This window comes from Acinetobacter sp. WCHA45, assembly GCF_002165255.2.
Taxonomy (GTDB): domain Bacteria; phylum Pseudomonadota; class Gammaproteobacteria; order Pseudomonadales; family Moraxellaceae; genus Acinetobacter.
Map to the genome: position 1 here is coordinate 1,498,482 of NZ_CP028561.1, position 24,774 is coordinate 1,523,255.

The 24,774-nt window shown below is 37.1% G+C and carries 23 protein-coding genes, 3 pseudogenes and 1 other annotated feature; of the genes and pseudogenes, 14 read left to right on the forward strand and 12 right to left on the reverse strand.

Features of this window, described 5'->3' with window-relative positions; genetic code table 11:
- Positions 1 to 33 precede the first annotated feature (33 nt).
- The 6 genes from CDG55_RS08655 to CDG55_RS08680 form a co-directional block, all read right to left on the reverse strand.
- Positions 34 to 420 carry a hypothetical protein gene (locus CDG55_RS08655; protein WP_087537104.1) on the reverse strand — a complete coding sequence of 129 codons (387 nt, stop codon included), beginning with the start codon at positions 418 to 420 and terminating at the stop codon, positions 34 to 36.
- Positions 413 to 673 carry a YcgL domain-containing protein gene (locus CDG55_RS08660; protein ID WP_241307477.1) on the reverse strand — a complete coding sequence of 87 codons (261 nt, stop codon included), beginning with the start codon at positions 671 to 673 and terminating at the stop codon, positions 413 to 415. Before CDG55_RS08660 ends, CDG55_RS08655 begins: the two co-directional genes overlap by 8 nt.
- Before the next feature lie 183 nt (positions 674 to 856).
- Positions 857 to 1,999 (reverse strand): ribonuclease D, encoded by a 1,143-nt coding sequence (locus CDG55_RS08665; RefSeq protein WP_087537103.1) that lies wholly within the window; start codon positions 1,997 to 1,999, stop codon positions 857 to 859.
- 278 nt (positions 2,000 to 2,277) lie between these two features.
- A complete protein-coding gene (gene recR / locus CDG55_RS08670; RefSeq protein ID WP_087537102.1) occupies positions 2,278 to 2,874 on the reverse strand; it encodes a recombination mediator RecR in 597 nt (198 codons plus the stop codon).
- Positions 2,875 to 2,940: 66 nt separating this feature from the next.
- Positions 2,941 to 3,270 (reverse strand): YbaB/EbfC family nucleoid-associated protein, encoded by a 330-nt coding sequence (locus tag CDG55_RS08675; RefSeq protein WP_087537101.1) that lies wholly within the window; start codon positions 3,268 to 3,270, stop codon positions 2,941 to 2,943.
- A gap of 12 nt (positions 3,271 to 3,282) precedes the next feature.
- Positions 3,283 to 4,470, reverse strand: coding sequence for an O-succinylhomoserine sulfhydrylase (locus tag CDG55_RS08680; RefSeq protein ID WP_087537100.1), 1,188 nt, complete (start codon positions 4,468 to 4,470; stop codon positions 3,283 to 3,285).
- Between the two features lie 134 nt (positions 4,471 to 4,604).
- Here CDG55_RS08680 and CDG55_RS08685 point away from each other — a divergent pair, with 134 nt between their 5' ends.
- The 5 genes from CDG55_RS08685 to CDG55_RS08705 all read left to right on the forward strand — a co-directional run bounded on the left by CDG55_RS08685 (position 4,605) and on the right by CDG55_RS08705 (position 8,839).
- The gene (locus CDG55_RS08685) at positions 4,605 to 5,690 is read left to right on the forward strand and encodes an alpha/beta fold hydrolase (protein WP_087537099.1); all 1,086 of its coding nucleotides are present in this window, start codon (positions 4,605 to 4,607) and stop codon (positions 5,688 to 5,690) included.
- 3 nt (positions 5,691 to 5,693) lie between these two features.
- Positions 5,694 to 6,566 (forward strand): NAD(P)-dependent oxidoreductase, encoded by an 873-nt coding sequence (locus CDG55_RS08690; protein WP_087537098.1) that lies wholly within the window; start codon positions 5,694 to 5,696, stop codon positions 6,564 to 6,566.
- A 158-nt stretch (positions 6,567 to 6,724) separates the two neighbouring features.
- The gene (locus CDG55_RS08695; protein WP_005160201.1) at positions 6,725 to 6,994 is read left to right on the forward strand and encodes a YARHG domain-containing protein; all 270 of its coding nucleotides are present in this window, start codon (positions 6,725 to 6,727) and stop codon (positions 6,992 to 6,994) included.
- Between the two features lie 87 nt (positions 6,995 to 7,081).
- On the forward strand, positions 7,082 to 7,495 hold the full coding sequence (locus CDG55_RS08700; RefSeq protein WP_087537097.1) for an HIT family protein: 414 nt from the start codon (positions 7,082 to 7,084) through the stop codon (positions 7,493 to 7,495).
- Between the two features lie 252 nt (positions 7,496 to 7,747).
- Entirely contained in the window at positions 7,748 to 8,839 is a 1,092-nt protein-coding gene (locus CDG55_RS08705) for a porin (RefSeq protein ID WP_087537096.1), read from the forward strand.
- Between the two features lie 59 nt (positions 8,840 to 8,898).
- Here the strand turns inward: CDG55_RS08705 and CDG55_RS08710 are convergent, their stop codons facing one another.
- Positions 8,899 to 9,522 (reverse strand): YidB family protein, encoded by a 624-nt coding sequence (locus CDG55_RS08710; protein WP_087537095.1) that lies wholly within the window; start codon positions 9,520 to 9,522, stop codon positions 8,899 to 8,901.
- 158 nt (positions 9,523 to 9,680) lie between these two features.
- Positions 9,681 to 10,142: a DUF6231 family protein gene (locus CDG55_RS08715; RefSeq protein ID WP_004662088.1), complete on the reverse strand. Its 462-nt coding sequence runs from the start codon at positions 10,140 to 10,142 to the stop codon at positions 9,681 to 9,683.
- 38 nt (positions 10,143 to 10,180) lie between these two features.
- Between CDG55_RS08715 and CDG55_RS08720 the strand changes: the two genes are divergently transcribed.
- Positions 10,181 to 11,050 (forward strand): DUF2797 domain-containing protein, encoded by an 870-nt coding sequence (locus CDG55_RS08720; protein WP_087537094.1) that lies wholly within the window; start codon positions 10,181 to 10,183, stop codon positions 11,048 to 11,050.
- A gap of 37 nt (positions 11,051 to 11,087) precedes the next feature.
- Here the strand turns inward: CDG55_RS08720 and lpxB are convergent, their stop codons facing one another.
- The gene (lpxB, locus tag CDG55_RS08725; RefSeq protein WP_162620864.1) at positions 11,088 to 12,266 is read right to left on the reverse strand and encodes a lipid-A-disaccharide synthase; all 1,179 of its coding nucleotides are present in this window, start codon (positions 12,264 to 12,266) and stop codon (positions 11,088 to 11,090) included.
- 246 nt (positions 12,267 to 12,512) lie between these two features.
- Between lpxB and CDG55_RS15495 the strand changes: the two genes are divergently transcribed.
- The 3 genes and pseudogenes from CDG55_RS15495 to CDG55_RS15500 all read left to right on the forward strand — a co-directional run bounded on the left by CDG55_RS15495 (position 12,513) and on the right by CDG55_RS15500 (position 14,008).
- Positions 12,513 to 12,806 (forward strand): hypothetical protein, encoded by a 294-nt coding sequence (locus CDG55_RS15495; protein ID WP_087537092.1) that lies wholly within the window; start codon positions 12,513 to 12,515, stop codon positions 12,804 to 12,806.
- Between the two features lie 2 nt (positions 12,807 to 12,808).
- Positions 12,809 to 13,724: pseudogene (locus CDG55_RS08735) on the forward strand (PepSY-associated TM helix domain-containing protein).
- Complete coding sequence (locus CDG55_RS15500; protein WP_087537091.1) at positions 13,721 to 14,008, forward strand: DUF1634 domain-containing protein; 288 nt, start codon at positions 13,721 to 13,723, stop codon at positions 14,006 to 14,008. The pseudogene CDG55_RS08735 and the gene CDG55_RS15500 overlap by 4 nt, the downstream one beginning before the upstream one ends.
- 86 nt (positions 14,009 to 14,094) lie before the next feature.
- Here the strand turns inward: CDG55_RS15500 and CDG55_RS08745 are convergent.
- A pseudogene (locus CDG55_RS08745) lies at positions 14,095 to 15,328 on the reverse strand (IS3 family transposase).
- Positions 14,937 to 15,053: a sequence feature (AL1L pseudoknot), on the reverse strand. (Overlaps the previous pseudogene by 117 nt.)
- Before the next feature lie 248 nt (positions 15,329 to 15,576).
- Between CDG55_RS08745 and CDG55_RS08755 the strand changes: the two are divergent.
- The 5 genes from CDG55_RS08755 (at position 15,577) to CDG55_RS08775 (ending at position 22,248) form a co-directional block, all read left to right on the forward strand.
- Entirely contained in the window at positions 15,577 to 16,464 is an 888-nt protein-coding gene (locus CDG55_RS08755; RefSeq protein ID WP_087537110.1) for a sulfite exporter TauE/SafE family protein, read from the forward strand.
- Positions 16,465 to 16,582: 118 nt separating this feature from the next.
- On the forward strand, positions 16,583 to 17,674 hold the full coding sequence (locus CDG55_RS08760) for a 3-deoxy-7-phosphoheptulonate synthase (protein ID WP_005160221.1): 1,092 nt from the start codon (positions 16,583 to 16,585) through the stop codon (positions 17,672 to 17,674).
- A gap of 416 nt (positions 17,675 to 18,090) precedes the next feature.
- Positions 18,091 to 18,591: a hypothetical protein gene (locus CDG55_RS08765; RefSeq protein ID WP_087537090.1), complete on the forward strand. Its 501-nt coding sequence runs from the start codon at positions 18,091 to 18,093 to the stop codon at positions 18,589 to 18,591.
- Between the two features lie 75 nt (positions 18,592 to 18,666).
- Positions 18,667 to 20,778 (forward strand): TonB-dependent receptor, encoded by a 2,112-nt coding sequence (locus tag CDG55_RS08770; protein WP_087537089.1) that lies wholly within the window; start codon positions 18,667 to 18,669, stop codon positions 20,776 to 20,778.
- A 3-nt stretch (positions 20,779 to 20,781) separates the two neighbouring features.
- Entirely contained in the window at positions 20,782 to 22,248 is a 1,467-nt protein-coding gene (locus CDG55_RS08775) for a PepSY domain-containing protein (RefSeq protein WP_087537088.1), read from the forward strand.
- Positions 22,249 to 22,304: 56 nt separating this feature from the next.
- On the opposite strand, the gene CDG55_RS08780 is transcribed toward CDG55_RS08775, so the two are convergent.
- Together CDG55_RS08780 and CDG55_RS08785 are read right to left on the reverse strand one after the other, a co-directional pair.
- Complete coding sequence (locus CDG55_RS08780) at positions 22,305 to 23,045, reverse strand: adenosylcobinamide-GDP ribazoletransferase (protein ID WP_087537087.1); 741 nt, start codon at positions 23,043 to 23,045, stop codon at positions 22,305 to 22,307.
- Between the two features lie 97 nt (positions 23,046 to 23,142).
- A pseudogene (locus CDG55_RS08785) lies at positions 23,143 to 24,723 on the reverse strand (histidine-type phosphatase).
- Positions 24,724 to 24,774: the final 51 nt, after the last annotated feature.

A 24,774-nucleotide genomic window follows, 5' to 3' on the forward strand; every position in this document is an offset into this window, starting at 1 on the left:
AAACCTTATTTTTCTTTAACTTTATGTGAATATCTAAACCGAACGTGCAAGTTTATTTGCACTGTATTTTGACCAGCAGAAGCCGATCAATAATCCTGTACCAATGACAAAGAGAATCAAAGATAAATTTGACCAGATTAAATCATGCTCTTTTGTGAGCACACCAAAAATCAAACCAAAAATAGCAGGTGCTAATTCTGAATTAGGACCTTCAGAGATTGTTGGTGTAGCAAGGATTGCAAAAACAATAATCCAAAGAATCCCTCCTATTGGATTAGGCATACGTGACATCAAACGATACCAACACCATAATGCAATCATTGCACCTGTAACATACACAATAATCGCAACATTCTCTTCAGGGAATTGATCCAGTACAGATAGAATGTGAGACCACATTGCAGTTATCGTTTCAAGCACCACGCAAACCCTCTGGTTCTACCGCATTTGGATTAATAAGTCCTTCTGGCGGCATTTGAATAAAAAAGCCTTTGGTCTGTAATGAGTCTAAGACATGCAATACGTTGACACGTGCAAGTTTGCGCTCACCATGAAGTTCCAAATGCATTACAAAAGTAGCTTTTCCAAAAGCTTGTAAAACACTCTCAGGAACAGACTCAAATGGATTTTCTGATTCCTGATCTGCAGAATAATTTGGACGAGCAATGTACATATACATTTCGTCTTTTTTGCTTGATCTATAAATATCGCAGTGCATGTTTACTCACAACTCTTATCAATCTTAGAGACTATTGGCCATTTAGATTCCAACAGACTTTAAACAGCATACATGAAAAAAAAACTAGGTACATTAACGAATGTTAACGCAACAGTCGTATTTCACAGCTGAACTATTTTATCTAGCTAACTTCATTTGCGCCGCCAAATATTCAATATCTTGTCGCAGTAATGCCACCAATGGCTTGGTTAAGATATCGTAGCGCCAGCCTAACAAATAACTCGGCAATTCTTGCTCTTCTAAATGGAATACAACATATTCATAAATTGCATTCAGCCATTTCTTACGTAGTAAAACTTCTTTAGGAATGCCAGTTTCAAACACGACTCCATCGATTAAAGCATCAATTTGAGGCGCAACTTCTTTAGAATTATTCTTCACTGGTCTTGCCATTCTTAATGGCCATTCATCTTCAGGTGGTAAAAACTTTAATAAATCTAATATGGTTTTGCCATGTTCACGTACAATGTTTGGGCGAATATCTTTAACTTGGGCAAGTTGGAAATTATTACGTGGATTTTTTTCCACTAAATCTAGCATTGTTGTATTTTTGAGAACAAAACTACGTGGTTGATTCATGGCTTTGGTAATTTGCTCACGCCAAATACTGAGCTGCTGTAATTGCATTAACTCACGACGTGAATGGCGATAATTACCAATATCGGTATATAGCTCTGTCAATGGAGTTTCTATCGCAATTTCTTTCGTTAAATTCTGACAATCTTCCAAAACATATTGATAAAGCCCTTTACGCTGTAAATCATGTTTTAATGTATCAGCGAGCTTTGTCAAATATAAGACATCATTTGCGGCATAATTAATTTGCTCTTGGCTTAAAGGACGTGCCAACCAATCTGAGCGAGTTTGATCCTTATCAATATCAATATTTAGGCAGGTTTTTAATGCATTTTGATAGCTTACCTGAAGCCCATGACCAAGAAATGCCATTGCGATCTGCGTATCAAATACATTTTTTAATGGTTTTTGATCTGCATAATGATAAATTAAATCAATATCTTCGCCACAAGCATGAAAGATATTCTGCTGTGCAGTAAAAACCTTCTGCCAAAACTGCTCTAAATCAAGTGCTACTCCATCTAGTAAAGCAATTTGACCATTACAATTAATCTGGCATACCCCAAGTTTTGGATATAAGGTATCAACCTTAATAAACTCAGTATCAAGTGCGTAGGTAGAACATTGTTCCATTTGACTGAGGAGAACAGCAAGGTCTTTTTGCTGTTGAATGAACTGAAACATATTTGCTCAAGTAAAATAATAAAAACAATAGCAATACGACTGTAAAAATACAGTTTTTGCTGAAACGAAACTAAATTAAATCTACAAAGAAAAATTTAATCACTATTCCACATGAAAAACATGAAATTACTCCTATTCTATTCATCAAAAACGAAAATCCTTTTCGTTTGCTTATACTGCCATAAATTAAAGCAAATATACCTAAAATAATGTTAGACAAAATGTAAAAGTGAATTGTTTGTTTAAATTAATAGCATGAATTTACAATAAATATAAAATTATTTCATCTTCATACGATTATGTACCGCTTGACTTAACGTATGACTATCGACATATTCTAATTCACCACCTTGTGGCACGCCTTGTGCGATTCTGGTCATGTGAATTGGCAAATGTTTCGTTGCTTCAACTAAGTAATGTGCTGTCGCTTGACCTTCCACGGTGGCATTAGTTGCTAAAATTACTTCTTCAATCTGTCCTTGGCTTAATCGTTGAATCAAATATGGAATACCAATTTCTTCAGGACCTATTCCATCCAATGGAGACAAATGACCACCAAGTACATGATATTTTCCTCTAAAGCTTCCACTTTGTTCGATTGCCATGACATCAGCTGGAGATTCAACCACACAAAGCAATTGCTCATCTCTTTCTGCAGACGCACAAATATCACAAATTTCATTTTCAGTTAATGAATGACAAATATGGCATTCGTGAATATGGCTCGAAGCCTCATGTAATGCATAAGATAATGCAAAAGCACCTTCACGATTTTTCATCAACAAATGCAATGCCATCCGCTGTGCAGATTTTGGACCAACGCTTGGTAAAATACGCAATGCTTGAACTAGCTGTTCAAATCGTTCACTAAACACAGATCAACTCTATTATTTATAAAAAAGGTTCTCTAAGCCTCACCAAAAGACTTAGAGACTTTTGGCTTAGAATAAACCAGATAAACCTGGTGGTAAGCCCATACCTGAATTCGCACCTTGAAGTTTTTCTTCAGAAATAGCTTCGGCTTGACGTGCTGCATCATTCATCGCAGCAGCAATCAGATCTTCAATCATATCAGCTTCATCTTGTAATAAGTCTGGGCTAATTTCGATACGCTTAACGACATTACGGCAAGTCATAGTTACTTTAACCAAACCACCGCCCGCCTCAGCGTGAACTTCTGTTTTTGCAAGCTCTTCTTTGGCTTTTTTAATATTGGATTCCATATCCTTTTGCATGCGCTGAGCTTGCTGCATGAGCATATTAATGTTCATAAGTTTCTCTCGTTAAATTAAATCTAAACCGCGTGATAGGTCGCGAATAATATCATTAATATCTTCCAAGCCAACAGATACACGGATCAATCCTTCTTCAATCCCTGCGGCTTGTTTGGCTTCGGCAGACATTCTACCATGCGAGGTGGTTGCTGGATGGGTAATTGTTGATTTTACATCGCCCAGATTACTGGTAATCGATAGGAAACGCGTATTGTCAATCACCGTCCATGCGCCTTGACGCTCACCTCTTACAACAAATGAAACCACACCACCAAAACCCTTCTGCTGTTTTTTGGCTAATTCATGTCCGGGATGATCTGTTAAACCAGCGTAATACACTTTTTCAACCTTTTCATGTTGGTGTAACCACTCAGCAAGTATTTGTGCATTTTCACAGTGCGCTTTCATACGGATACTGAGCGTTTCCAAGCCCTTGAGGAAAATCCATGCATTAAATGGGCTCATTGAATTACCCAAAGTACGGATTACACCATTAACTTCTTCAAGTAAATCGTTTTTGCCAACAACTGCACCACCTAATGCACGCCCCTGACCATCAATATATTTTGTTGCTGAATAAAGTACTAAATCAGCACCAAACTTGATAGGTTGTTGCAATACCGGTGTACAAAAACAGTTATCTACAGCAAATAATGCACCATTGGCATGAGCAATATCTGCAATTGCTTGCATATCACCAACCTGTGCCAAAGGATTCGAGGGTGTTTCAATAAAGAGAATACGTGTATTTGGACGAATCGCTTGTTTCCAGCCTTGAAGATCATCCAAATCGACAAAAGTCACTTCTACAGCAAATTTAGCAACGTACTTTTCAAATAAGGCAATGATTGAACCAAAAACGGCGCGAGAACAAATCACATGATCGCCCGCTTTTAAATACGCCATACACATCGCATGTACTGCTGCCATCCCTGAACTGGTTGCAACTGCACGCTCTGCGCCATCCAGAACTGCCAGACGTTTTTCAAAGGCTTGCACTGTTGGGTTGGTATAACGTGAGTATGTATTTCCTGCGATTTGCCCAGAGAATTTTGCAGCAGCATCTGCGGCACTTTCGCAAACAAACGAAGATGTTAAAAAGATAGGTTCACTATGTTCCCCTTCAAAGGTACGATCATGCCCTGTGCGAATAGCCAGTGTTTCAAGTTGGTATTCTAAATCATCGCTTGGATTCATCGTTTTGTATGCCTTATGATCAGGTGTTTAAATATGCCAACATTTTGAGCGCCTAACGTATTTAAGGTCAAGGCATAAGATGAAATTATCGCTTAGACTTCGTGCAATCTTGACTCATGATGAGACTTTCAAAGATGAAATCACTTGTAGAACAGCAAAAAATAAATTTTAAACATCTGGCTATGCGTGTCTTCGATGCAGATCGGCTGGTGCTGTCTCAATCAACCCCCTATCAAGTGATTGCCGAGTTTAAACAAACCCGTGTCCGTTTTTACGCTTCAGAAAACAAACGTTATAAAGAGCCACTAGTCTTTGTTGCGCCGCTTGCGATTAATATGGATATTTATGACCTCTATCCTTATCGCTCTCTCGTTAAACATTTTCAGGACAGTGGTTTTGATGTGTACCTGATTGACTGGGGCAAACTCACTTATAAAAACTATCAGGTTAATTTCTTGTCATTTATCGATAAATTTATTCCACGTTGTATTGAGGCGATTCAAAAGCATTCTAAATCTGAAAAAATTTCTCTACATGGCTGGAGTATGGCTGGAATTTTTGTCACACTTTACACTGCTCGACACAAGCCAAATGCGGTTAAAAATTTAATTGTTTTAGGTAGCCCGATTGATAGTTATGCATCGGGTTATATCGGAAAATTATATAAAACACTGGCATATATTACGACGCGTAACCCAACCATCAAAGATTATATCTATAACCGTTTACCTAAGTTGATGATTCATTCACCTGGCTTGTTAAACTCTTTGGGATTTAAACTACTCGACCCAAAAGGCTGGATTGATAGCAATATCCAGTTACTCAAAAATCTGGATAATCTCAAGCTGGTTCAGGAAGATGCCACACTGAGCCATTTCCTGAATAACATGATTGACTATCCAGGTGGTATCAACCAAGACATGTTGTTTAATGTATGGCTACAAAATCCATTGAAGCATGGCGCAATCAAACTCAAGAATGAGACGATAAAACTGAAGAATATCAATTGTTCGCTCTTGGTAGGTGCTGGTAAAGGTGACCAACTGGTTACATCTGATGCCGCTTTTCCACTCACCCAGTTGACAAGCAGTCAGGATGTCACGTTTACTTTGATACCTGGCGGGCACTTAGGTTTAATGTCCAGTCAAAACAGTTCTATTGAGTTCTGGCCAACACTGACAACTTGGTTATCAGAACGTTCAACTCCAATAAAAAGGTAAACTATGACTCAATCTGTTGCATTCATCGGTTTAGGTGCTATGGGCTATCGCATGGCTGCGCATTTACCCAAGTATTTCGAAAAAGTTTACGTTTGGAATCGTAACTTTGATAAAGCTAAGCAACATGCAACAGAATTTGGCACTTTGGCGGTTGAACTTGCTGAAGCGGTTCAGGCAGATGTTATCTTTTCGTGTTTACCGACTAGTGATGACGTTGAAACATTAATTGATGGTGTGAATATTAAATCAGGTGCAATCTGGATTGATTGCACCAGTGGTGTTCCTGAGGCAGCGCGCCGTCTAGCAGAGCGATTAAAAATACAAAATATCGATTTTCTCGATGCACCTGTTAGCGGACAAACCATTGGTGCAGAAAATGCAACACTTACGGTTATGGTGGGTGGTGACATTAATGCTTTTGAATGTGCTTATCCTGCGATGGCAGCAGTCGGAAAGCTCATTCAACACGTAGGTGATTCGGGTACAGGATTTGCCGTTAAAGCAATTAATAACATGTTACTGGCTGTCAATTTATGGTCGGTTGCAGAGGGATTTAGTACACTCAAAGCGCATGGTGTAAACCTAGATGCAGCTTTGAATTGTATTAATGCTTCTAGTGGCAAAAGCATGGTTACAGAAACTGTTTTTCCACAACGCGTTCTCAGCCGTGAATTCCCTGTAACTTTTTCATTACCTTTGCTCGCAAAAGATACAGGGATTGCCTTAGACTTAGTACATGATGCAAAGCTTCCAGCGCCTATACTTGCCTTAACCCAAAGCTTGATTCAGGCTGCAAGTTTAACTGCCGAAGCGAATAGTGACTTTTCTTCTGCTGTCAAAATGTATGAAGAGTGGACAAAAATTATACTAAAGTAAAAAGCTCAAGGTGATAAAAATTACACTCCAATAATACAGTTCCATTGAAATTTCATTCATAAATCGTATATTAGTAGTTGAACTTAAGTCAAATCGTGAAAATAGACATATTTTCTTAATTTATTTGAGTTCATGCCTTTTAACTAGAGGAATACCTCATGAATAAGTTTGCTGTTGCAGTTTTTGCTGGATTGATAAGCCTTACAGGTTTTAACCTTCAAGCAGCTACACCAGAACAAGAATGTAAAAAATTGCAAGATGACTATAATCTCATCTATGCATCGAAAGGATTTTGTTTTAAAGATGCAGATGCCAAGGCTAAATATGGTAATGAAAACTGCCATACAACAAAGCCTAAATTTTCTGACAGAGAGCAACAACGCTTAGATGAAATTAAAGAGCGTCAAAAAGAATTAAATTGCAAATAAAAGCCTTATTTTTAAGTCTTAGCAGTTTATTTTCTATTCTTGTCTGAAAAGCAAAACTTCTCATCTCATTATATTAAAGGACTAATCATGGCGTACGATGACCAAAATATTTTTGCAAGAATCTTAAGAGGCGAACTACCTGCAATCAAAATCTATGAAGATGATCAGGTCCTCGCTTTTATGGATATTATGCCTCAAGCAGATGGTCATGCTTTAGTTATTCCTAAAACACCTGCTGTTACTTTGATGGATTTACCTGCTGATGCAGCAGCCTATACGATTCAAATTGTTCAAAAGATAGCTAAAGCAATTGAAACCGCTTTAGATGCTAAAGGGATCGTACTAATGCAACTTTCAGGAGTTGCTGCTGGGCAAACAGTTCCACATGTGCACTTCCATTTGATTCCTAGCTCAGTTCATGAACTTGGTCGTCATGCAGCACAAATGGGTGATCAAGAAAAGATTAAAGCCTTTGCTGAAAAGATTAAAGCAGTGCTGTAAGTAAAAAATTATCTATACGATGGGGCTTTTCGCCCCATTTTTATTTATTAAATATATAAAAATCAATAACAAATATAATTATTACTAAATATGAATCGTCATTAAACTGTCATTTTTCTTTCACTTATCTGTCACAAAGTTTGCCGATACTGCATACAAGTCAGTGAGCTGTGTAACTTTATGTACACAAGCAAGCTTATAACAGTAACTAAGGCAACTGCCATTTACAAAAAGTGTTCTGGAGAAATCTCAATGAAAAAATTGCTTCTTGCTGCTACTGTAGCAACTTTAGCCATGAATGCAGCGCAAGCAGCACCAACATTGTATGGTAAGCTCAGTGTGACTTTGGAAAATATTGACAACAACGGCTTTAAAGATGAAAGCGTAACAAAAGTAAATTCAAACGCTTCACGTTTGGGTGTGAAAGGTGAAGAAAAATTGACTGATAACTTATCAGCAGTTTATTTAGCCGAATGGGAAATTGGGGCAGATGGCGATGGTGATGCTTTTAAAAACCGTAACCGTTTTGTCGGTATTAAATCTGCTGGTGTTGCAACATTAAAAGTTGGTCAACACGATTCTTACTTCAAAACTGCAGCTAATAATAACCAAGATATTTTTAACGATCACAATGAACTTGACATGACAGCAGTTTTAGCTGGTGAAGATCGCTTAAAGAATGTTATTGGTTTTGAGACTGATAAAAAATTGTTGGGTGGATTAGCATTTAACATTATGTTCCAACAAGGTGAACAGAATGAAACTACTAAGGATAAAAACGGTCAAACAATACCTCTAGATAACTCTGCAAGTGGTCAAAAAGGTAGTCGTAATGGATTTGGTGATGGTGTTTCAACATCTCTAACTTACGAAAATAAAGATATTGGTTTAAATGCAGCTGTTGCAGGTAACTTTGCAGTTGCATCAAAGTATAATGCTTATGGCTTATCTGGTGTATATACAGATGCAGTGCGTGTAACTGGCTCACTTGATTTATCTCAAGTAGGTGCTGAAGGTTTAGTATTCGGTGGTTTATGGCAAACTGCGAAACCTACAGATGATACACTTGTAGGATACAAAGGCTTAAAAGAAAACGCTTTCGGTGTAACTGCTGCATATATCATTCCTTCTACACCAGTGAAGTTAAAAGCACAATATATCTCTGCGAAAACAGAAGTTGATGGTCTTGAAGATCGTAAAAATGATTTATATGGTGTAGGTGCTGATTACAATATCAATAAACAAGCTCGTTTCTACGGTGTTGTTGCTCAACAAAAAATTGACTGGCAGAAAGACAATAACAAGAAAACTGTTATTGGTTTAGGTATGGAATATAACTTCTAATCAGAAGTTTATTTCAAGTGTTAAATAAAAGGGCGTTTCGCCCTTTTATTTTTATATGCTTATCTTTTTAAAAAACCACCCACCAAATTCAATACTTGTTGAATATCTTGATTTGCTTCTTGGGGATTGGTATTACTTCCTTGCGGAGTCAAAGAATCAATCACTTGAGGTAATACAGACGAAATCGCACTGTAAATTTCTTGCTTTGGCGCTTGTGCTTGTTGGGCAACCTGTTCGATATCTTGATCATCAAATAAGCTTTGAATATTTTGGGTTGGAACATCTTGAGCATTTATTTGTTGAGGATCGACCCAACTCTTTACCTGATTGGATAAACCTGTACTTTTTAGTTTATCTAATGCCCCTTGTAAGCCCCCCTGTTTTTGAATCCAAGCAAGAACCAACGGCAATACGGCTATAAGTAATGTTTGTGCTGTGTTACCACTAGTATTACTATTTGTCTGAGATGTATTGTTATTCGTACTACCTAACTGACCAAAAACTGAACCTAGGATTCCACCTAAACCACTTTGCGGCTGATTTTGATTGTTTTGTTGTTGACCACTAAGTTGCCCTAAAACAGAGCCAAGAATTCCACCCAAACCACTATTTTGTGAAGATTGTTGCTGACCGCCTAAGGCCTGTTTCGCTAAAATCTCTACGATATTTGTCAAATCTGTCATGGTTTTTATATTCCAGTTAGAATTATTTATTCGAAAAGCATACGCTGCTTTTCAGTATGAAAACAAAGTTAAAGTGTTAAAATTTGCAAGAACATTTCATCAGCTTATTATTATTTTATAACTGCGGCTTATTCAGAACCGCAGTAAACTCTAAAAAATCACCAACGAAACTTATTCCAATTTTCTGGATTTGCCCAAAATTTAGAGTTAAACCAATCAGGAACATGTTTGTAAGTTAAAATATTGAATTGCCATAGAGCAAAATCACTATCATGAGTAGTCTTATCAATAAGTTGAGTAAAACCTAGTGAACGCAATAGCTTTTCATCGTTTCGTTTACTAACAACAACAATCCTTTTAGCCATTAAGTCGCGTAACTTCACTAAAAGCTGCGCTTTATGTGTTTCAGTGATGTTTTGCATTTGCTCTGTATCAAATAATACAAAACCTAAATCATAACGTTGTGTAAATGGCAGATTTAAAAAGTCAGTTACGTTAAAATGATGCCATTGAATTTCAGCATTTTGATCAATTTGCTGACCGATACAAAGTGCAGTATGAATGGGCTGTTCTTTAGATAAATCGTCTAGCATAGAAGTGATGACATTTTGTTCAGCCATAACTGCAACCCTTGATTGAGAAAGATGAGAGTTTATTGATGGAACTACAAGGCATTTGTCACAAAATGCACGCAGCGCTCAAAACGCATAGTGTAACTGATCAACCAACCAGCAAGGCAAATGTTGAATATAAATTTATATTAGATCGTTCAGAAACTGATCTACCCTTCGTACTAGGTCAAGAATTAGAAATTGAATGGACTGGAAATATTTTTTGTACTTCGTGTGGTGCAAAGACTCCAAAATCATATTCACAAGGTCACTGTTTCAAGTGCTTCAAGACCAAAGCTGAATGTGATCTTTGTATTATGAAACCTGAGACTTGCCATTATCATCTTGGAACTTGTCGTGAAGATGAATTTGCACACAAGGTTTGTTTCCAACCCCATATTGTGTATCTAGCCAATTCAAGTGCACTAAAAATTGGAATTACTCGTATCGTTAATATGCCGACTCGATGGTTAGATCAAGGTGCAACCCAAGCTTTACCCATTTTAAAAGTTGGTTCACGCCGCTTATCTGGTCATTTAGAAACTTTATTTGGTACACAAATTGCCGATAAGACGGATTGGCGTAAGCTCCTTAAAGGTGAAGCTGAACCATTGAATTTAATTGAGCAACGTGACCAGATTTTGGAAGAATTTGCACCAAAAATTCAAACGATTCGAGATGAGTTTAGCCAAAACTTAGAATTCAATGAAGAACTTGAATTTTTAGAACATGAATTGCCTAAAGAATTTATTTATCCAGTTGAACAATATCCAGAAAAAATTAAGTCCTTAAATTTGGATAAAACACCCAAAATTCGTGGTGTTTTACATGGTATTAAGGGGCAATATTTATTACTCGATATTGGTGTCATCAATATTCGTAAATACACAGGCTATGAAATGATTCTACGAGCGTAAATGATAAGGTGGCATTTGAAATGCCACCTTTTTTAACTTAATTTGTTTTTAAACAATTCAGAATTGCATCAACAGGATTTTCAGTATCTCCTGAGATTAATTGTTTGTGCATACTTAAATGTTGCATCATCTGAATATGTGCTGTTTCATTATCCATTAATTTTTCAATTTCAGAAGCAAGGTGTTCTGGTGTTGCATCAGCTTGAATTAATTCTTGGATGACTTTTTTACCTGCAATGATATTAGGTAAAGAGTAGTATGGAATCTTAACGAGAAACTTAGCAATCATATAAGTTAACCAATGTAACTTATAAAAAGTCACCATTGGGCGATGTAATAACATTGCTTCAAGCGTCGCAGTTCCTGATGCTAGTGCGACAATATCACTCGCATTCATGACCATACGACCTATTTTAGATTCAGCATCGGTATTTTCTAAAATATAAATTTTTGATTTTAAAGTTACATCTAAATTTTGAATACCATGTTCAATTTGTTGTCTTCGAGCATCATTAATTGCTGGAATCAGAAACTCTAGTTCAGGATATTTTTTATGTAGTATTTCCGCAGCCCCAATTAACAAAGGCAATAGTCTGTCAATTTCACCTCTTCGACTTCCTGGTAATAAAGCAACGTGCATTTCATGTGCAGATAAGCCAAGCTGATGTTTTGCTTCTACAATTGGATTTTTTAAAGGTAATTGTTTGGCTAGTGGATGCCCAACAAAAGCTGCTGGAACATCGTAATTTTCATAAAATGTTTTTTCAAATGGGAATAAACACAACACTAAATCTATACTACGTTTGATACCATGTACCCGCCCTTGACGCCATGCCCAAACAGATGGACTTACGTATTGAACTGTTTTAATTGGTAAATTCTTTTCTTTTATTGTTTTAGAAAGACGTAAATTGAAATCAGGTGCATCAATTCCAATAAAAATATCCACTGGATGTTCAGTCCAACGTTCAACTAGACCATCACGTACAGCAAATAACTTCTTTATATCTTTCAAAACCTCCACAATGCCCATTACTGATAAAATTTCCATTGGATAATAACTATGGAAACCCTCAGCAATCATTTGTGAACCACCAATACCTTCAAATTCAGCATCAATTCCTTGTTCGCGAAAACTTCGCATGAGTTTCACTCCTAGAGTATCTCCAGAAACTTCTCCCACCACGATACCAATTTTTAGTTTTTGCTTTAACAAGACCAATGCCCCACTGAAATATTTGAATGATTCTAACAAAATGATTTTACATCGAATCATAATAAGCTATCCAAATTGTTCAAGATTGGTGAATATAATGTTTAATCTAAAATTCCATTCATTACTTTAAAATTATCTTGATTAACGATAGTTAAATGATTGCGAGTTTATTTTCAATTTATTTATATTAACAATAATCGTTTTCATTTGATATTTATTCTCCTATTGGCTAGCTAAAAATCATTTATGGCAAAATCAACATCACTTACGCTCATCTATCGCCTAAGTATTTTTTACCGCTTTACCTTGAGCTTTGTTGTTGGTTACGTCTGCATGATGTATTTGAGCTTATGTCTGACTGCATTATTTCTTCATTCATTCACTAGAGCTGAAGCCATTTATTTGGCTGCCTTTATTTCTATAATTTTTTATTTACTATTCATCATTGTTAGTTTCTGCACGAATTCTTTGTTAAAACTCACTTGGATTAGCTTAATTTTGGCAGGTACTTTATTCGGCTTATCTGTAGGTTTAAGTTAATAATGCAAAACAAAAGTGTACGCCAATCTATGGCATGGCTACATGCATGGACAGGTTTAATTTTTGGATGGCTTTTATTTGCCATTTTTCTCATGGGAACGAGTGCCTATTATCGTCATCAGATTAATTTATGGATGCAGCCACAACTATCGCAGTATCAAATTAATCAAGTAACGGCTATTCAAACAGCAACAGAATATTTAGAAAAAAATGCAGCTGATGCGAAATCTTGGTATATCAAAGTTGCGAACAAAGAAGAACCTGTCAATAAAATTTATTGGGAAAAAAGCATAGGTGGTTATGAAAGCCGAGACTTGGATGCGAATACTGGTCAAGAACTTAAACTTTCTGCAACACAAGGTGGTGACTTTTTTTATAATTTCCACTTTCAACTGTACGGATTACCTGTGCTCATTGGACGCCTAATCGTTTGTATCGCAGCTTTTATTATGTTGATTGCATTGGTTTCGGGCATTATTACCCATAAAAAAATATTTACGGATTTCTTTACGTTGAGAACTTTTAAATCACAACGCTCTTGGCTCGATTTTCATAATGTTTGCTCTGTACTTGCTCTTCCCTTTTTCTTGACGATTACTTTTACTGGTTTAGCTATTTTCTTTTACTTATATTTACCGTGGGGTATGAAACAATTATATCCTGAAAAGCCATTTCAATATTTCACGGAGATCAGAACGATCTCGCAAACAACCAATATCGATATATAACTTAGTGTATCTCAATAATCATCGATTAATTTCAGACCTTTCAAGTTATTGGTTATTTCTACGTGTTGATTTATTCTTACTCATTTGCGCTTTATTCGCTATTTTTATTTTTAGATATATTCAACCTATTCAGGAAAAGTCCATACAAAAAATTAAAACAAAATTAGCGAAAAATAAGGTGAAGGCATGATTTTTTTGAGTCTAATTTTGATACTGATTGGAATGACCTTCTTATATAAATGTAGTCCTAAGCAAATCAGCAAAACGAAGCAACTATATCTCATTCGCTATAAAACTCTCTTCAAATTTTTTGCTTACCTCTGCTTTTTGATTGCAGGAAGCCTACTCTGTCTTGAATATGGAAACGCTATAGGATTTGTAAGTTGGTGGCTATTTGCGACACCGATTACATTTCTACTTGTGTTATGGGTTAATGAATTAAAACCTAACAAAAATAAAATTTTAGCAAAATAGAGAATGTTTAAATCACTCTACTTTTCAATTAATTATTTTACGTCATTTTGAACCGTACCGGGTTTGTCGGAGACTTTTTATTTAAGTTAGGCCACCTGACCTAATGGGTTAATTTTATCATAGTACATTGCTTCAAAATCAAAAGGTGACACATAACCTAGTGCACTATGTACACGCTTTTTATTGAACCAATCTACCCAGCTTAGTGTCGCAAGTTGTACATCCGCTAAACCTTGCCAATCCGCTTTTAAATATTCGATCACCTCTGTTTTGTATAAGCCATTCACCGTTTCAGCCAAAGCATTATCGTATGAATCACCGGTCGTACCGACTGATGCTCGTAAATTTGCTGCTTCTAAACGATTGGTATAACGAATGGAAAGATATTGCACACCTCTGTCACTATGATGAATCACGTTCTTTGGCATGCCTCGATCATGCAATGCTTGCTCCAGTGCATCGAGCACCATATCTGTATTCATCCGTGTCGATACTTTCCATCCAACAATTGCTCGTGAGAAGACATCAATAATAAATGCAGTATAAACCCAGCCTGAATTTGTTTGAATATACGTGAAGTCAGCGACCTGAGAAGCATTGCTTCGCAAGGGGCAGGATGATCAGCACTAAAATTGCGTTTCACCAAGTCATCTGCTCGTTTTTGATCCTCTCGGCTACGGGTAGTTTGTTTATTCTTACCACGCCAAACACCTTGTATACCTAGTTTTTGCATCAATCGAGCAACTGTACAGCGAGCAATAACATAGCCTTCACGTTTCAATTTTTGCCAAACTTTACGCACACCATATCGACCTGAACTTTCCTTCCAAATTCGTTTAATTTGTTCAGCATGATGCAAGTCATGTAGATCTCGCTTTGCTCGATGTTCTGGGTTTTCAACGAAATCTAGTGTTCGATAATAGGTAGAAGCCGCGATCGGTAAAATCCTGCAAATCGCCTCAACACCATATAACGCCTTATTGTTATGGATGAAATCTACCATTATTTGTGTGGGCGGTCGAGCTCCGCCTGGGCGAAAAAAGCGGCTGCTTTACGTAGAATTTCGTTAGCACGTTGCAGTTCTTTATTTTCACGTTCGAGTTGTTTAATACGTTCTTGATCTGAAAGTTACTGTACTTTAATTGGGTTTTGTTTATCTAAATATTTTTGATACCAAACACGTAGAGTTTCAGGAGTACAACCTATCTTGGGAGCAATAGCGGTGATCGCAGCCCAATTCGATGGATAATCTTTCTCGGATTCAATCAATAATTGAACCGCTCTTTCTCTGATTTCAGGGGTATATTTTACTTTTTTCATCGGGACATTTTCTCAGAAAGCTTGGTCTCCGACAAACCCGGTACGGTTCATTTTGATCAAACTAAGATTTACTCTACGAACTCATAAGTGCAAATTAATGAAACATGGCTGAGTAATTCAGTCAGTTTTTATACCGTCATCGACATTCTTTAGCTTTTTTTTGCATAAGTAAATCACTATTCATCACAACGAGTTATCTAAAAAAAGCATAAGATATGCTGGTTTTTGCATATTTAGGCATATTGATTATGTTTGGTCCTGTTGAATTTATTCTAGCTGGGGTTTTGGTTGGTTTCTGTGTAGGAATCACTGGTGTTGGTGGTGGCTCATTAATGACCCCCATTTTGATTAGTTTATTCAAAATTGAACCTCATATTGCAATCGGTACAGACCTGCTATATGCCTCTATTTCTAAATTTTGCGGTTCAATGGTACATGCTAAAAAACTAAATATTGTATGGCCAATTGTACTTTGGCTTGCACTTGGAAGTATTCCTGCATCTTTTGCCACCTCTTGGATTTTAGAACATTATTTAAGTCAATCAACGCATTATAAAGCTGTGCTGACCATGGTCTTAGGCTTTATGTTGACCTTGACAGGTATCTCTATTGTATTTCGTAGCCAAGTTGAAAAGTTCTTTGATCGTTTCCGTAATCGTGAACAAGCAAATATGGAAAGTGAGCAGCATGCTCTCCAGCATAAACGCTTATATATCGTCATCATGGGCATGGTTTTAGGTATTTTCGTCACCCTGTCTTCTGTAGGCGCTGGTGCTTTCGGGATTATGGCGCTCGTAATTATGTTTCCTAACTTACCGATGATCCGTATTATTGGTTCAGATGTCGTACATGCTGTCTTATTAACCGCTGTTGCTGGTTTGAGTCATATGTCTTCAGGTAATGTCGACTTTCATTTATTAATGTGGTTACTTGTTGGTTCTATTCCTGCAATCATTGTTGGAACTTTAATTAGTTCGCGTATGCCAGAAAGACTTATTCGTAGAATCTTAGGTATTACATTATTTGCCCTTGGTGTTAACTTTATGATTAATCCAGTTAAGGCAAAACCTAAACCAGTTGAAACACATAAAGTTGCTGTTGTTCAACAAACAAGCCATTCATCTAGTATGGTTTAATTCTGAAAAAAGCCGATTGTTTTCCGCAATTTTTGCGAATGGATAGTTAATCAATCGGCTTTTCATGCTATATTCGTAGACAAAATAACCTCTTCTTTCGATTGAATTTGTGACAGCAATGAATACTCTACAGTCAAATCCAGTTTCTCAGCCAGATATCGACGACGTTAATATTAAAAGCATTCAAACCTTAATTACCCCTGCGGAACTGAAAGCTGATCTTCCTTTATCTGAAGCTGCATCTCAAACTGTGTTACAAGGACGTGCAACTGTACGTAATATTTTAGACGGCAATGACAAACGTTTGTTTGTGGTGATTGGACCTTGTTCAATCCATGATGTTAAAGCTGCAAACGAATATGCTGATCGCTTAAAAGAATTAAGTGAAAAAGTAAAAGATACTTTATACCTTGTGATGCGTGTATATTTTGAAAAACCACGTACGACAGTCGGTTGGAAAGGTCTAATCAACGATCCAGATATGAATGACTCTTTCAATATTGAAAAAGGTTTACATATTGGTCGTGGTCTTTTGCTTGAATTAAATGAAAAAGGCTTGCCATGTGCGACCGAAGCACTTGATCCAAATTCTCCACAATATTATCAAGATTTGATTTCTTGGTCTGCGATTGGCGCACGTACTACAGAAAGCCAAACACATCGTGAAATGTCTTCTGGTTTATCATCTCCTGTTGGGTTTAAAAACGGTACAGATGGCGGCTTGACTGTTGCAACCAATGCAATGCAATCCGTTAAACATGGCCACAGCTTCCTGGGTCTAAATGAAAATGGTCAGGTGGCAATTATCAATACCAAAGGCAATCCTTATGCTCATGTGGTATTACGTGGTGGTAATGGCAAGCCAAACTACGATGCTTCTTCTGTTGCGGAAGCAGAAGCAGCTTTGGCAAAAGCCAAAGTCAGCAACAAGATTATGATTGATACCAGTCATGCCAACTCAAACAAAGACCCATACTTACAACCATTGGTTCTCAAAAACATCACAGAGCAAATTCTGGATGGGAATAAGTCAATCGTGGGAATCATGGTTGAGAGTCACCTTAAAGGTGGTCGTCAGGATATTCCTGAAAACCTATGTGATCTAGTATATGGTCAATCTGTGACTGATGGTTGTATCGATTGGGATACAACAGAAAAAGCATTGTTAGAAATGCATGAAGCACTTAAAGATGTTTTACCAAATCGTTAATCTTTAAGTAGATGTAAAGCAGGCTCTCATGAGCCTGTTTTTATTTTTAAATTTTCCATTAAAGTTTCATGACTCACTAGATCTAAAACTACTTTTTCAATATTTGCCCTATTTACGTTTGGGATTACAATTAAATTTTCTTGTAAAGATATTGGCTCGAATTTAAATCATCATTTAGTGTTTGCATCAAACGAACAGGGTCGTAGAAAACTAATTCATAATTCTTATTTCTATACGTTAATACTAAAATAATCCATCCTTTAGATTCAAACACCCATTCTTCGTCATCGAAAAAACTGGAAAATTTATACGGTAATCTGCCATATATTTGTGTTCTTAGATATTGAATTTGTTTTGAACTGTAACATTTTTTTAATTATACTGCTGCCACATTTCCCCTACGACGTATTGCTGATATGAAGTCCAGTTTTCGTCAACACTTGCTAAAGTGGCGTGCCTCATTCGGTGCGATTACTTTGCTTTGTTTACTCTGGCATATCTTCTTACCAACGATGGTACATACTGGCGTCGTACCTGCACTCTATGCAATGCCTACACATTGCCAAGTCACAGATATTAAAAATAGTTTGATGTTGTCTGAATCTCATTCAAGTCACCATCACGCTATGCATGAAATGCATCATCAACAGCATTTACAATGGACTGCGCATGATCAACTGAGTGACTATGCCAAAGAGGTTTTTGCTCTTGCTAGACAAATCATGAAGCATTGTCCTTTATGTACACATGGTTTAGATGCTGTTGCAATTATTCCTTTAATTGCATTTATTTTAATCTTTGTACTGGCTTGGTTTAGTCGTGTACGATGCCTATGTTATACGTGGTCAGAAGATCTGCAAATTCCACGTATCTTCTATATTTTTCCAATTAAACAAGCACCACCGCTCGCTCTATAAAAATGCTTTTTTAACATTCCGTATCCAGTGTCTCACTGCGGTACAGCCTCGTTTATTGCTTTTATAGAGTTAAATATGAATACTCAATTCCGTTTGTCAGTATTAACGACAGCATGTCTATCGATTACCTACAGCTCAATCACTCTAGCTGAAACAGCTTCTGAAAATGAAACAAAAACCCTAGCTACAATCGTAGTCACGGCAAGCCGTGAAGGTGAATCTATAAATAGTACTCCTGCTGCGATTAGCAAAATTAGTAGCCAAGATATAGATGATAAACATGCCACATTCATTGGTCAGTTAGTTAATCAAACCCCAGGTGTGTTAATGAATGACTTGGGCAACGAACAACATATGATGTCAATTCGTCAACCCATCACCACTTCTGCTGTTTATCAATATCTAGAAGATGGTATTTCAATCCGTCCTGTCGGTGTGTTTAACCACAATGCTTTATATGAAGTAAATTTAGTTGGAATTGATAGCATTGAAATTTTGCGTGGCCCAGCAAGTAGCTTGTATGGAAATAATGCAATTGGCGGTACGATTAATTTCCTCACCAAAGCACCGAGTTTAACTCCAACTGCTGATTTAGGTTTGAGTGCAAGCTCTGAAGGTTATCGCCGTTTAGACTTAGGCGCATCCAATACGTTTGATACTGAGTATGGTGAACATGGTTTAAGACTGTCTGCCTATGCCAGTGATCGTGGTGATAGCTGGCAAGATCATGCTGAAAGTAATAAGCAAAGTGTGACCTTAAGACATGATTGGCGTATATCAGATGCCACTCAAATCAAAAATATTTTCAGCTACAACTATTTAAAAACCGATATGACGGGTAGCCTAAATGCAAATGATTTTAGCAAACGTCCAGGTTATAGCTATCAAACATTTACATATCGAGAAGTAGACTCAACCCGCATTTCATCACAGATTAACCATCAATGGGATGATCAACAACAAAGTCAATTGACTGTATATTATCGCGACAATACAACCGATCAAAATCCGAGCTACAATATTCGCACTGATGTGAAAGATAAAAAGCCTACAGGAACTTATAGCGGGCAAACCACCTATAACGCTTTTCAATCTTATGGCTTAAATTTACAGCATTCCATTAATTTGGATCAGGTTAAATTGATCATTGGGGCGATGGCAGATCATTCACCGAACCAAGCTCAAACCAATGATATTCAAGTCTTTCGTGATCCAAGCACGCTAGTTTATGCGGGTTTCAAACAACGTCAGTTGTTACGTGATTTCAAAGTTGATGTCAATAACCAAGCATTGTACACACAAGCAAATTGGCAAGCTTTGCCGAATCTAAATTTGGTTAGTGGTGCACGCTATGATTGGATCGGTTATGACTTTGATAACAAGCTTGTTCCCTCTAAAGTTACAGGTGCGCCAGACGAAAAACGTAGTTTTCACAAGGCAAGCCCTCAACTTGGTTTTGTATGGAATATCTCACCTGAATTAGATCTGTATAGCAATTGGTCACAAGGTTTTGTACCACCAGAGGTTAGTAGTTTATATGGCGCAAATCTGGTCACACCAAACTTAAAAGAAGCTACATTTAATAATATTGATGCGGGTTTACGTTTCAAAGTTTTAGATGACCGATTGGATGGAGAAATTACCTTATATCGTTTACAAGGTAAGGATGAAGTTCTAAGTTATACAAAACCTGATAATACCCGTGAACCAAGAAATGCAGGCAAAACCTTACATCAAGGTATCGAAATTGGTGGAACTTGGAATATTACTGAACAGTATGATCAACGTTTAAAGTTATCTGGAAGTATCGCCAAACACGAATATAAAGATTTTCAGCCCTCATCAATACTCAACTATAGTGGCAATACAATGCCAAACTCTCCAAAAAGTTTTGGCACAATTGAATATCAAATCAAACCTATTCCAGCATTATTACTTTCGGCTGAAGGTGTTTATGTCGGTTCATATTGGATCGATGATGCTAATACTGAAAAATATGATGGGCATACCATTCTAAATTTACGTGCAAATTATCGTAAAAATGCTTATGAGATTTATGGGCAAATTCTGAATGTAGCTGATGTCCATTATGCTGACAGCACTTCATATAGCAGTAATCAAGCTAGTTATACGCCTGCAGCACCACGAACCTATTTATTAGGTTTACGTTATCATTTTGGAAAATAAACAATGAATGCCAATCTACTCAAGAAGTTACTGAAATTTCATCGTAGCTTTGGAATGATGCTTGGCATTCTGATTTTGATGTGGTCTTTAACAGGTGTGTTGCATCCAATCATGAGTGCAACACAACCTCAACCCGTCAAAAGAATGCCTCCACCTCAGCAACTGAATTTAACAAATGCTTTGCCTGCACCTTGGGTTTTACAGCAGCATAAAATTGAAGAATTTTCAGGATTACAAACCATTCAGCTACAACCTGAATTTGTGGCTTATCGAGTTTTACAACCAAATCAAAACATTGCGGAATACGTTGATAGTCGATCGGGTCAACTCATCACAGATGGAGAGCAACAAGATGCAAAACGTCTTGCAATTTGGTATACAGGTTTAGCCAAACAACAGATCGTTTCGACCGAACTGATCACTGAGTTTAGTGATGATTATCCAAGTGTGAATCGTTTATTGCCTGTTTGGCGTGTAAGTTTTGATAATGGTTTAAGAGCTTATGTCGATCCATCACAATCTCGATTAGCCACACTCTCCAATGACCAAAAAATGTGGATGGCGAAAATATTTCGTTTAGGTCATACATGGACTTGGGGTGATCAACCGTGGACAGGACAAAGTATACTGATGCAAATTGCTTTGATTGGCATTTTGGTACTGACTTGTATGGGTATTGGATTGTTTTTTAGGATTCGTAATCGCCAGAACCATCGTTTAGCTCACAAGCCAATTCGCTTTTTACATCGCTATTTGGGCATCAATCTAAGTATATTTATCTTGCTATGGGTATTCAGTGGTTTCTATCATATTTGGCATAAAAAATCTGAGATTGTGAACATTCAACCAATATTTTATACACAGGATTTAAGTGCTGTCGCATGGAAAACGGCTGTTCAACACCCCATACAACGCCTTAATCTTGTACCGATCTCCTTTGCTCAAGATCACGCTCAAGCAGGTTGGATGGTTCAATTGACAGGTAAACCACAGCTACAAGGCAGCATGACCGTAGCCAAAGAACATGATCATAATCATCATCCTCAAAGTGCTGCCCCTGCAATTGAATTGATTGATGCGAATACCGCGACAAAATTAAATACGCTTGAGCAAAGTAAGCAGTTGGCTGCCGACTATCTACATTTACCAGTGGATCACTTTACACAAAGCTCATGGGTCACCAGTTTTAGTGGTGAATATGGTTTTATCAACAAACGTTTACCCGTAGTTAAAGTTGAAAGCAATTTAAGTGATCAACTCAGGCTGTATATTGAGCCAAGTAGCGGTGTGATTGCAGCGCAAGTCACTCAACAAGATGCTTTAGAAGGTTTTAGTTTTGCATATCTACATAAGTGGACATGGCTACCACTAGATAAAACGCTCAGAGATATCTTGTTAGGTAGTATTGCTGGACTCATCGCTTTATTGGTGATCTTAGGTTGCACATTAGCAATTCGAAAATCGTTCTAAGTTCTTTGTTGATCCTTCTTAGTCTAAGGAGGATCAATTTTTTAAAATTAAACCCATCAAATATAAAATGAAGCCATCACAAAACTTAGTATTAAACCTGTCTCAACCAGCTCAATTGCAGCGCCAACAGTATCACCAGTAATCCCACCAATTCTTTTGATAAATAAGGCTCTTAAAAAAAACAACACAGCAATAAAGCAGATAAAAGTCACCAATCCCAACCATTTAAACACACAAAGTAATGTAATTGTAATGACAAAAACAGTCCACGCAAGTTTCTTTGGAATAAAATCAGTAATTGAACGTCCTAGCCCTTTATCACGAACATAAGCTGTGGTTAGAAATAAAAATAATGGAACACTACGCCCAAGTACTGGAACTAAAATCAAAAAAGTATTGAGATGCTGCTCAAGCAGCACATACAGCGCAGCAAATTTGAGTAAACAAACCACAACAAGACTCAGTACACCGATTGGACCGCAGGTTGGGTCTTTCATAATCTTGAGTGTACGTTCAGGATCACCAAAACCACCGACCCAAGCATCAGCTGTATCTGCTAAACCATCAAGATGAAGTCCACCTGTGAGCCATATCCATAACACTAAAATGATGCTGGCAATCAATAAAATTGGCAGCTTAACTAAAATCAGAGATACACTAAACAGAATGAGTCCGATCAATAAGCCTACAAATGGATAAAATAAAATCGCCTGACCATTTTGTTTTGCACTGGGCATCGTTTTTAAGTTAATCGGCAAAACTGTCAAAAATTGCAAGGCAATCCAAAAAGGCGTCATATAAGCTCAATCATATTCGATTCATAATTTAGCAATTATGAGGAAATAAAATTGGGAATAGCAAGGCTATTCCCAATTTGAAAAACTAATTCTTAGATTATTGAATTTGATAACATTGTTTGAGCTTCAAATAATCATAATAGAAACTGTTGGTACTATATTGTGCATATTTACATGATGATTTAAACAAGGTCTCTTTTTCATTGTAGAGCATTTTTACCAAAGTTGTGCCTTGAGCATTTTGGTAAATATCCCACTGTAAATTCGCAGCCATTGGCGATACTACTTCACCTCTCCACGTACTATTGCTGTAGTTATAGGTTTGACGTAAAGGCAAAGGCTGCATCATGTCATGTAACTCCAAACTGGTCGCCAGTGGAATAATGATTTCTGCATGTGCGAAGCGTAACACAGCGCGGTGGGACTGTTGTTTATCGACAATTGCATCTACTTGCTTAAACAAATCTTGTTTTAGACCTTGAGCAATGTTACTGGTGACAGCATTTGATTCTTGAAAGCTTGGCCCTTTCTCATAAAAATCATTTGCATCGTTAAATTCAGCATAGAATTTTGCTGCATCTACAGGCATATATTGATCAAAATTTACATCTTTTAATTCAAGCTGCATACCACCAGAAATTGAATACAATTCATAAAGATAAGCTGCTGCATCCACAGCACTTGCAATGGTATTTTTCCCTTTACCTTTTTCTGTAATGGTTTCACCTTTTGGCGATGTCACGGTATAAGCGCCGCTATTACTAAAGGTATAGCCCGTTGTACCTAACTTTTTGATAAATTCAGGTTTAAAAATTGGGTTAAGCACACTCAGCGCAATTTGTTCTGCACGAGTATCTTTTTCAATTTCCTTAAGCTTGTTAAGTAAATCAGCTTCGACTTTAAATTTTTGATAGGCTTGACTTGCATCATAAATTGCTTGTTGCTGAGTTGATAATGGTTTAGCTAAATCTTGATCTTTATTCAAGCTATGGAAATAAAGTTTAAAACGATCTACACCACCATCCTCAATAGATGGGATACTCGTACTGGTTAAACTGGTATATGAAACAGGTGTAACTTGATTCTTCAATTGGGGTTGTTGTTGAATCAATTCAGCAGTAAAAAACTTGGCACTGTCAACCGCACGATCTACACCTGAGCTTTGAACTAAGATAGATTCAGGTTGTGTCGCTGCTGTTTTAAATAGATCAGATAGACGCTGTAAAAGACGGTCTGCGATACCTCGATGTTCTTGAATACCAAGCATCGTTTCATTGCGATATCCATACTGGCGCATCCCATCTATGCCGTAACCAAGCAGAATATTTGCTTTCATCGTATTTTCTAAATCAGCACCTAGTTTTTCACCTAAAGCTGTTAAAGCATTCTCAGCCTTGGCTTGTTTCCATAAATTATAAAGTGCCAAATCATATTTAATGCTCGATAATCCTCGAGAACCATGACGTGCGACTAACTCTGTAAAAACAGGTTTGAAATCCTGTGGAATTGCTTCATATTTTTTTAGATCTTGTTGTGGTTGGTATGGCGTTTTAGTCTGATAATATTTTGATACTGCGTTATTTTCTGGGATTTTTTTGATTCTGAGTGATCGTCGTTATTACATTGCCGCCAATAAAATGCTCATGCATAACACACTGCTTTTCAATAATATATTCATAATGAATTTGCTTATCGTTTAACAAATGCCATGTATCATAGGCAGTGACAA

What these genes read in the sequence shown, in the direction of transcription:
- CDG55_RS08755 (WP_087537110.1), top strand. Translation starts at nt 15,577, where the DNA reads ATGTTTGGTCCTGTTGAATTTATTCTAGCTGGGGTTTTGGTTGGTTTC.
- CDG55_RS08715 (WP_004662088.1), bottom strand. Translation starts at nt 10,142, where the DNA reads ATGGCTGAACAAAATGTCATCACTTCTATGCTAGACGATTTATCTAAA.
- CDG55_RS08765 (WP_087537090.1), top strand. Translation starts at nt 18,091, where the DNA reads ATGAAGTCCAGTTTTCGTCAACACTTGCTAAAGTGGCGTGCCTCATTC.
- CDG55_RS08660 (WP_241307477.1), bottom strand. Translation starts at nt 673, where the DNA reads ATGTACATTGCTCGTCCAAATTATTCTGCAGATCAGGAATCAGAAAAT.
- CDG55_RS08770 (WP_087537089.1), top strand. Translation starts at nt 18,667, where the DNA reads ATGAATACTCAATTCCGTTTGTCAGTATTAACGACAGCATGTCTATCG.
- CDG55_RS08775 (WP_087537088.1), top strand. Translation starts at nt 20,782, where the DNA reads ATGAATGCCAATCTACTCAAGAAGTTACTGAAATTTCATCGTAGCTTT.
- CDG55_RS08760 (WP_005160221.1), top strand. Translation starts at nt 16,583, where the DNA reads ATGAATACTCTACAGTCAAATCCAGTTTCTCAGCCAGATATCGACGAC.
- CDG55_RS08685 (WP_087537099.1), top strand. Translation starts at nt 4,605, where the DNA reads ATGAAATCACTTGTAGAACAGCAAAAAATAAATTTTAAACATCTGGCT.
- CDG55_RS08690 (WP_087537098.1), top strand. Translation starts at nt 5,694, where the DNA reads ATGACTCAATCTGTTGCATTCATCGGTTTAGGTGCTATGGGCTATCGC.
- CDG55_RS08675 (WP_087537101.1), bottom strand. Translation starts at nt 3,270, where the DNA reads ATGAACATTAATATGCTCATGCAGCAAGCTCAGCGCATGCAAAAGGAT.
- CDG55_RS08700 (WP_087537097.1), top strand. Translation starts at nt 7,082, where the DNA reads ATGGCGTACGATGACCAAAATATTTTTGCAAGAATCTTAAGAGGCGAA.
- CDG55_RS08665 (WP_087537103.1), bottom strand. Translation starts at nt 1,999, where the DNA reads ATGTTTCAGTTCATTCAACAGCAAAAAGACCTTGCTGTTCTCCTCAGT.
- CDG55_RS08780 (WP_087537087.1), bottom strand. Translation starts at nt 23,045, where the DNA reads ATGACGCCTTTTTGGATTGCCTTGCAATTTTTGACAGTTTTGCCGATT.
- CDG55_RS08720 (WP_087537094.1), top strand. Translation starts at nt 10,181, where the DNA reads ATGGAACTACAAGGCATTTGTCACAAAATGCACGCAGCGCTCAAAACG.
- CDG55_RS15495 (WP_087537092.1), top strand. Translation starts at nt 12,513, where the DNA reads ATGGCAAAATCAACATCACTTACGCTCATCTATCGCCTAAGTATTTTT.
- CDG55_RS08680 (WP_087537100.1), bottom strand. Translation starts at nt 4,470, where the DNA reads ATGAATCCAAGCGATGATTTAGAATACCAACTTGAAACACTGGCTATT.
- CDG55_RS08710 (WP_087537095.1), bottom strand. Translation starts at nt 9,522, where the DNA reads ATGACAGATTTGACAAATATCGTAGAGATTTTAGCGAAACAGGCCTTA.
- CDG55_RS15500 (WP_087537091.1), top strand. Translation starts at nt 13,721, where the DNA reads ATGATTTTTTTGAGTCTAATTTTGATACTGATTGGAATGACCTTCTTA.
- CDG55_RS08695 (WP_005160201.1), top strand. Translation starts at nt 6,725, where the DNA reads ATGAATAAGTTTGCTGTTGCAGTTTTTGCTGGATTGATAAGCCTTACA.
- CDG55_RS08705 (WP_087537096.1), top strand. Translation starts at nt 7,748, where the DNA reads ATGAAAAAATTGCTTCTTGCTGCTACTGTAGCAACTTTAGCCATGAAT.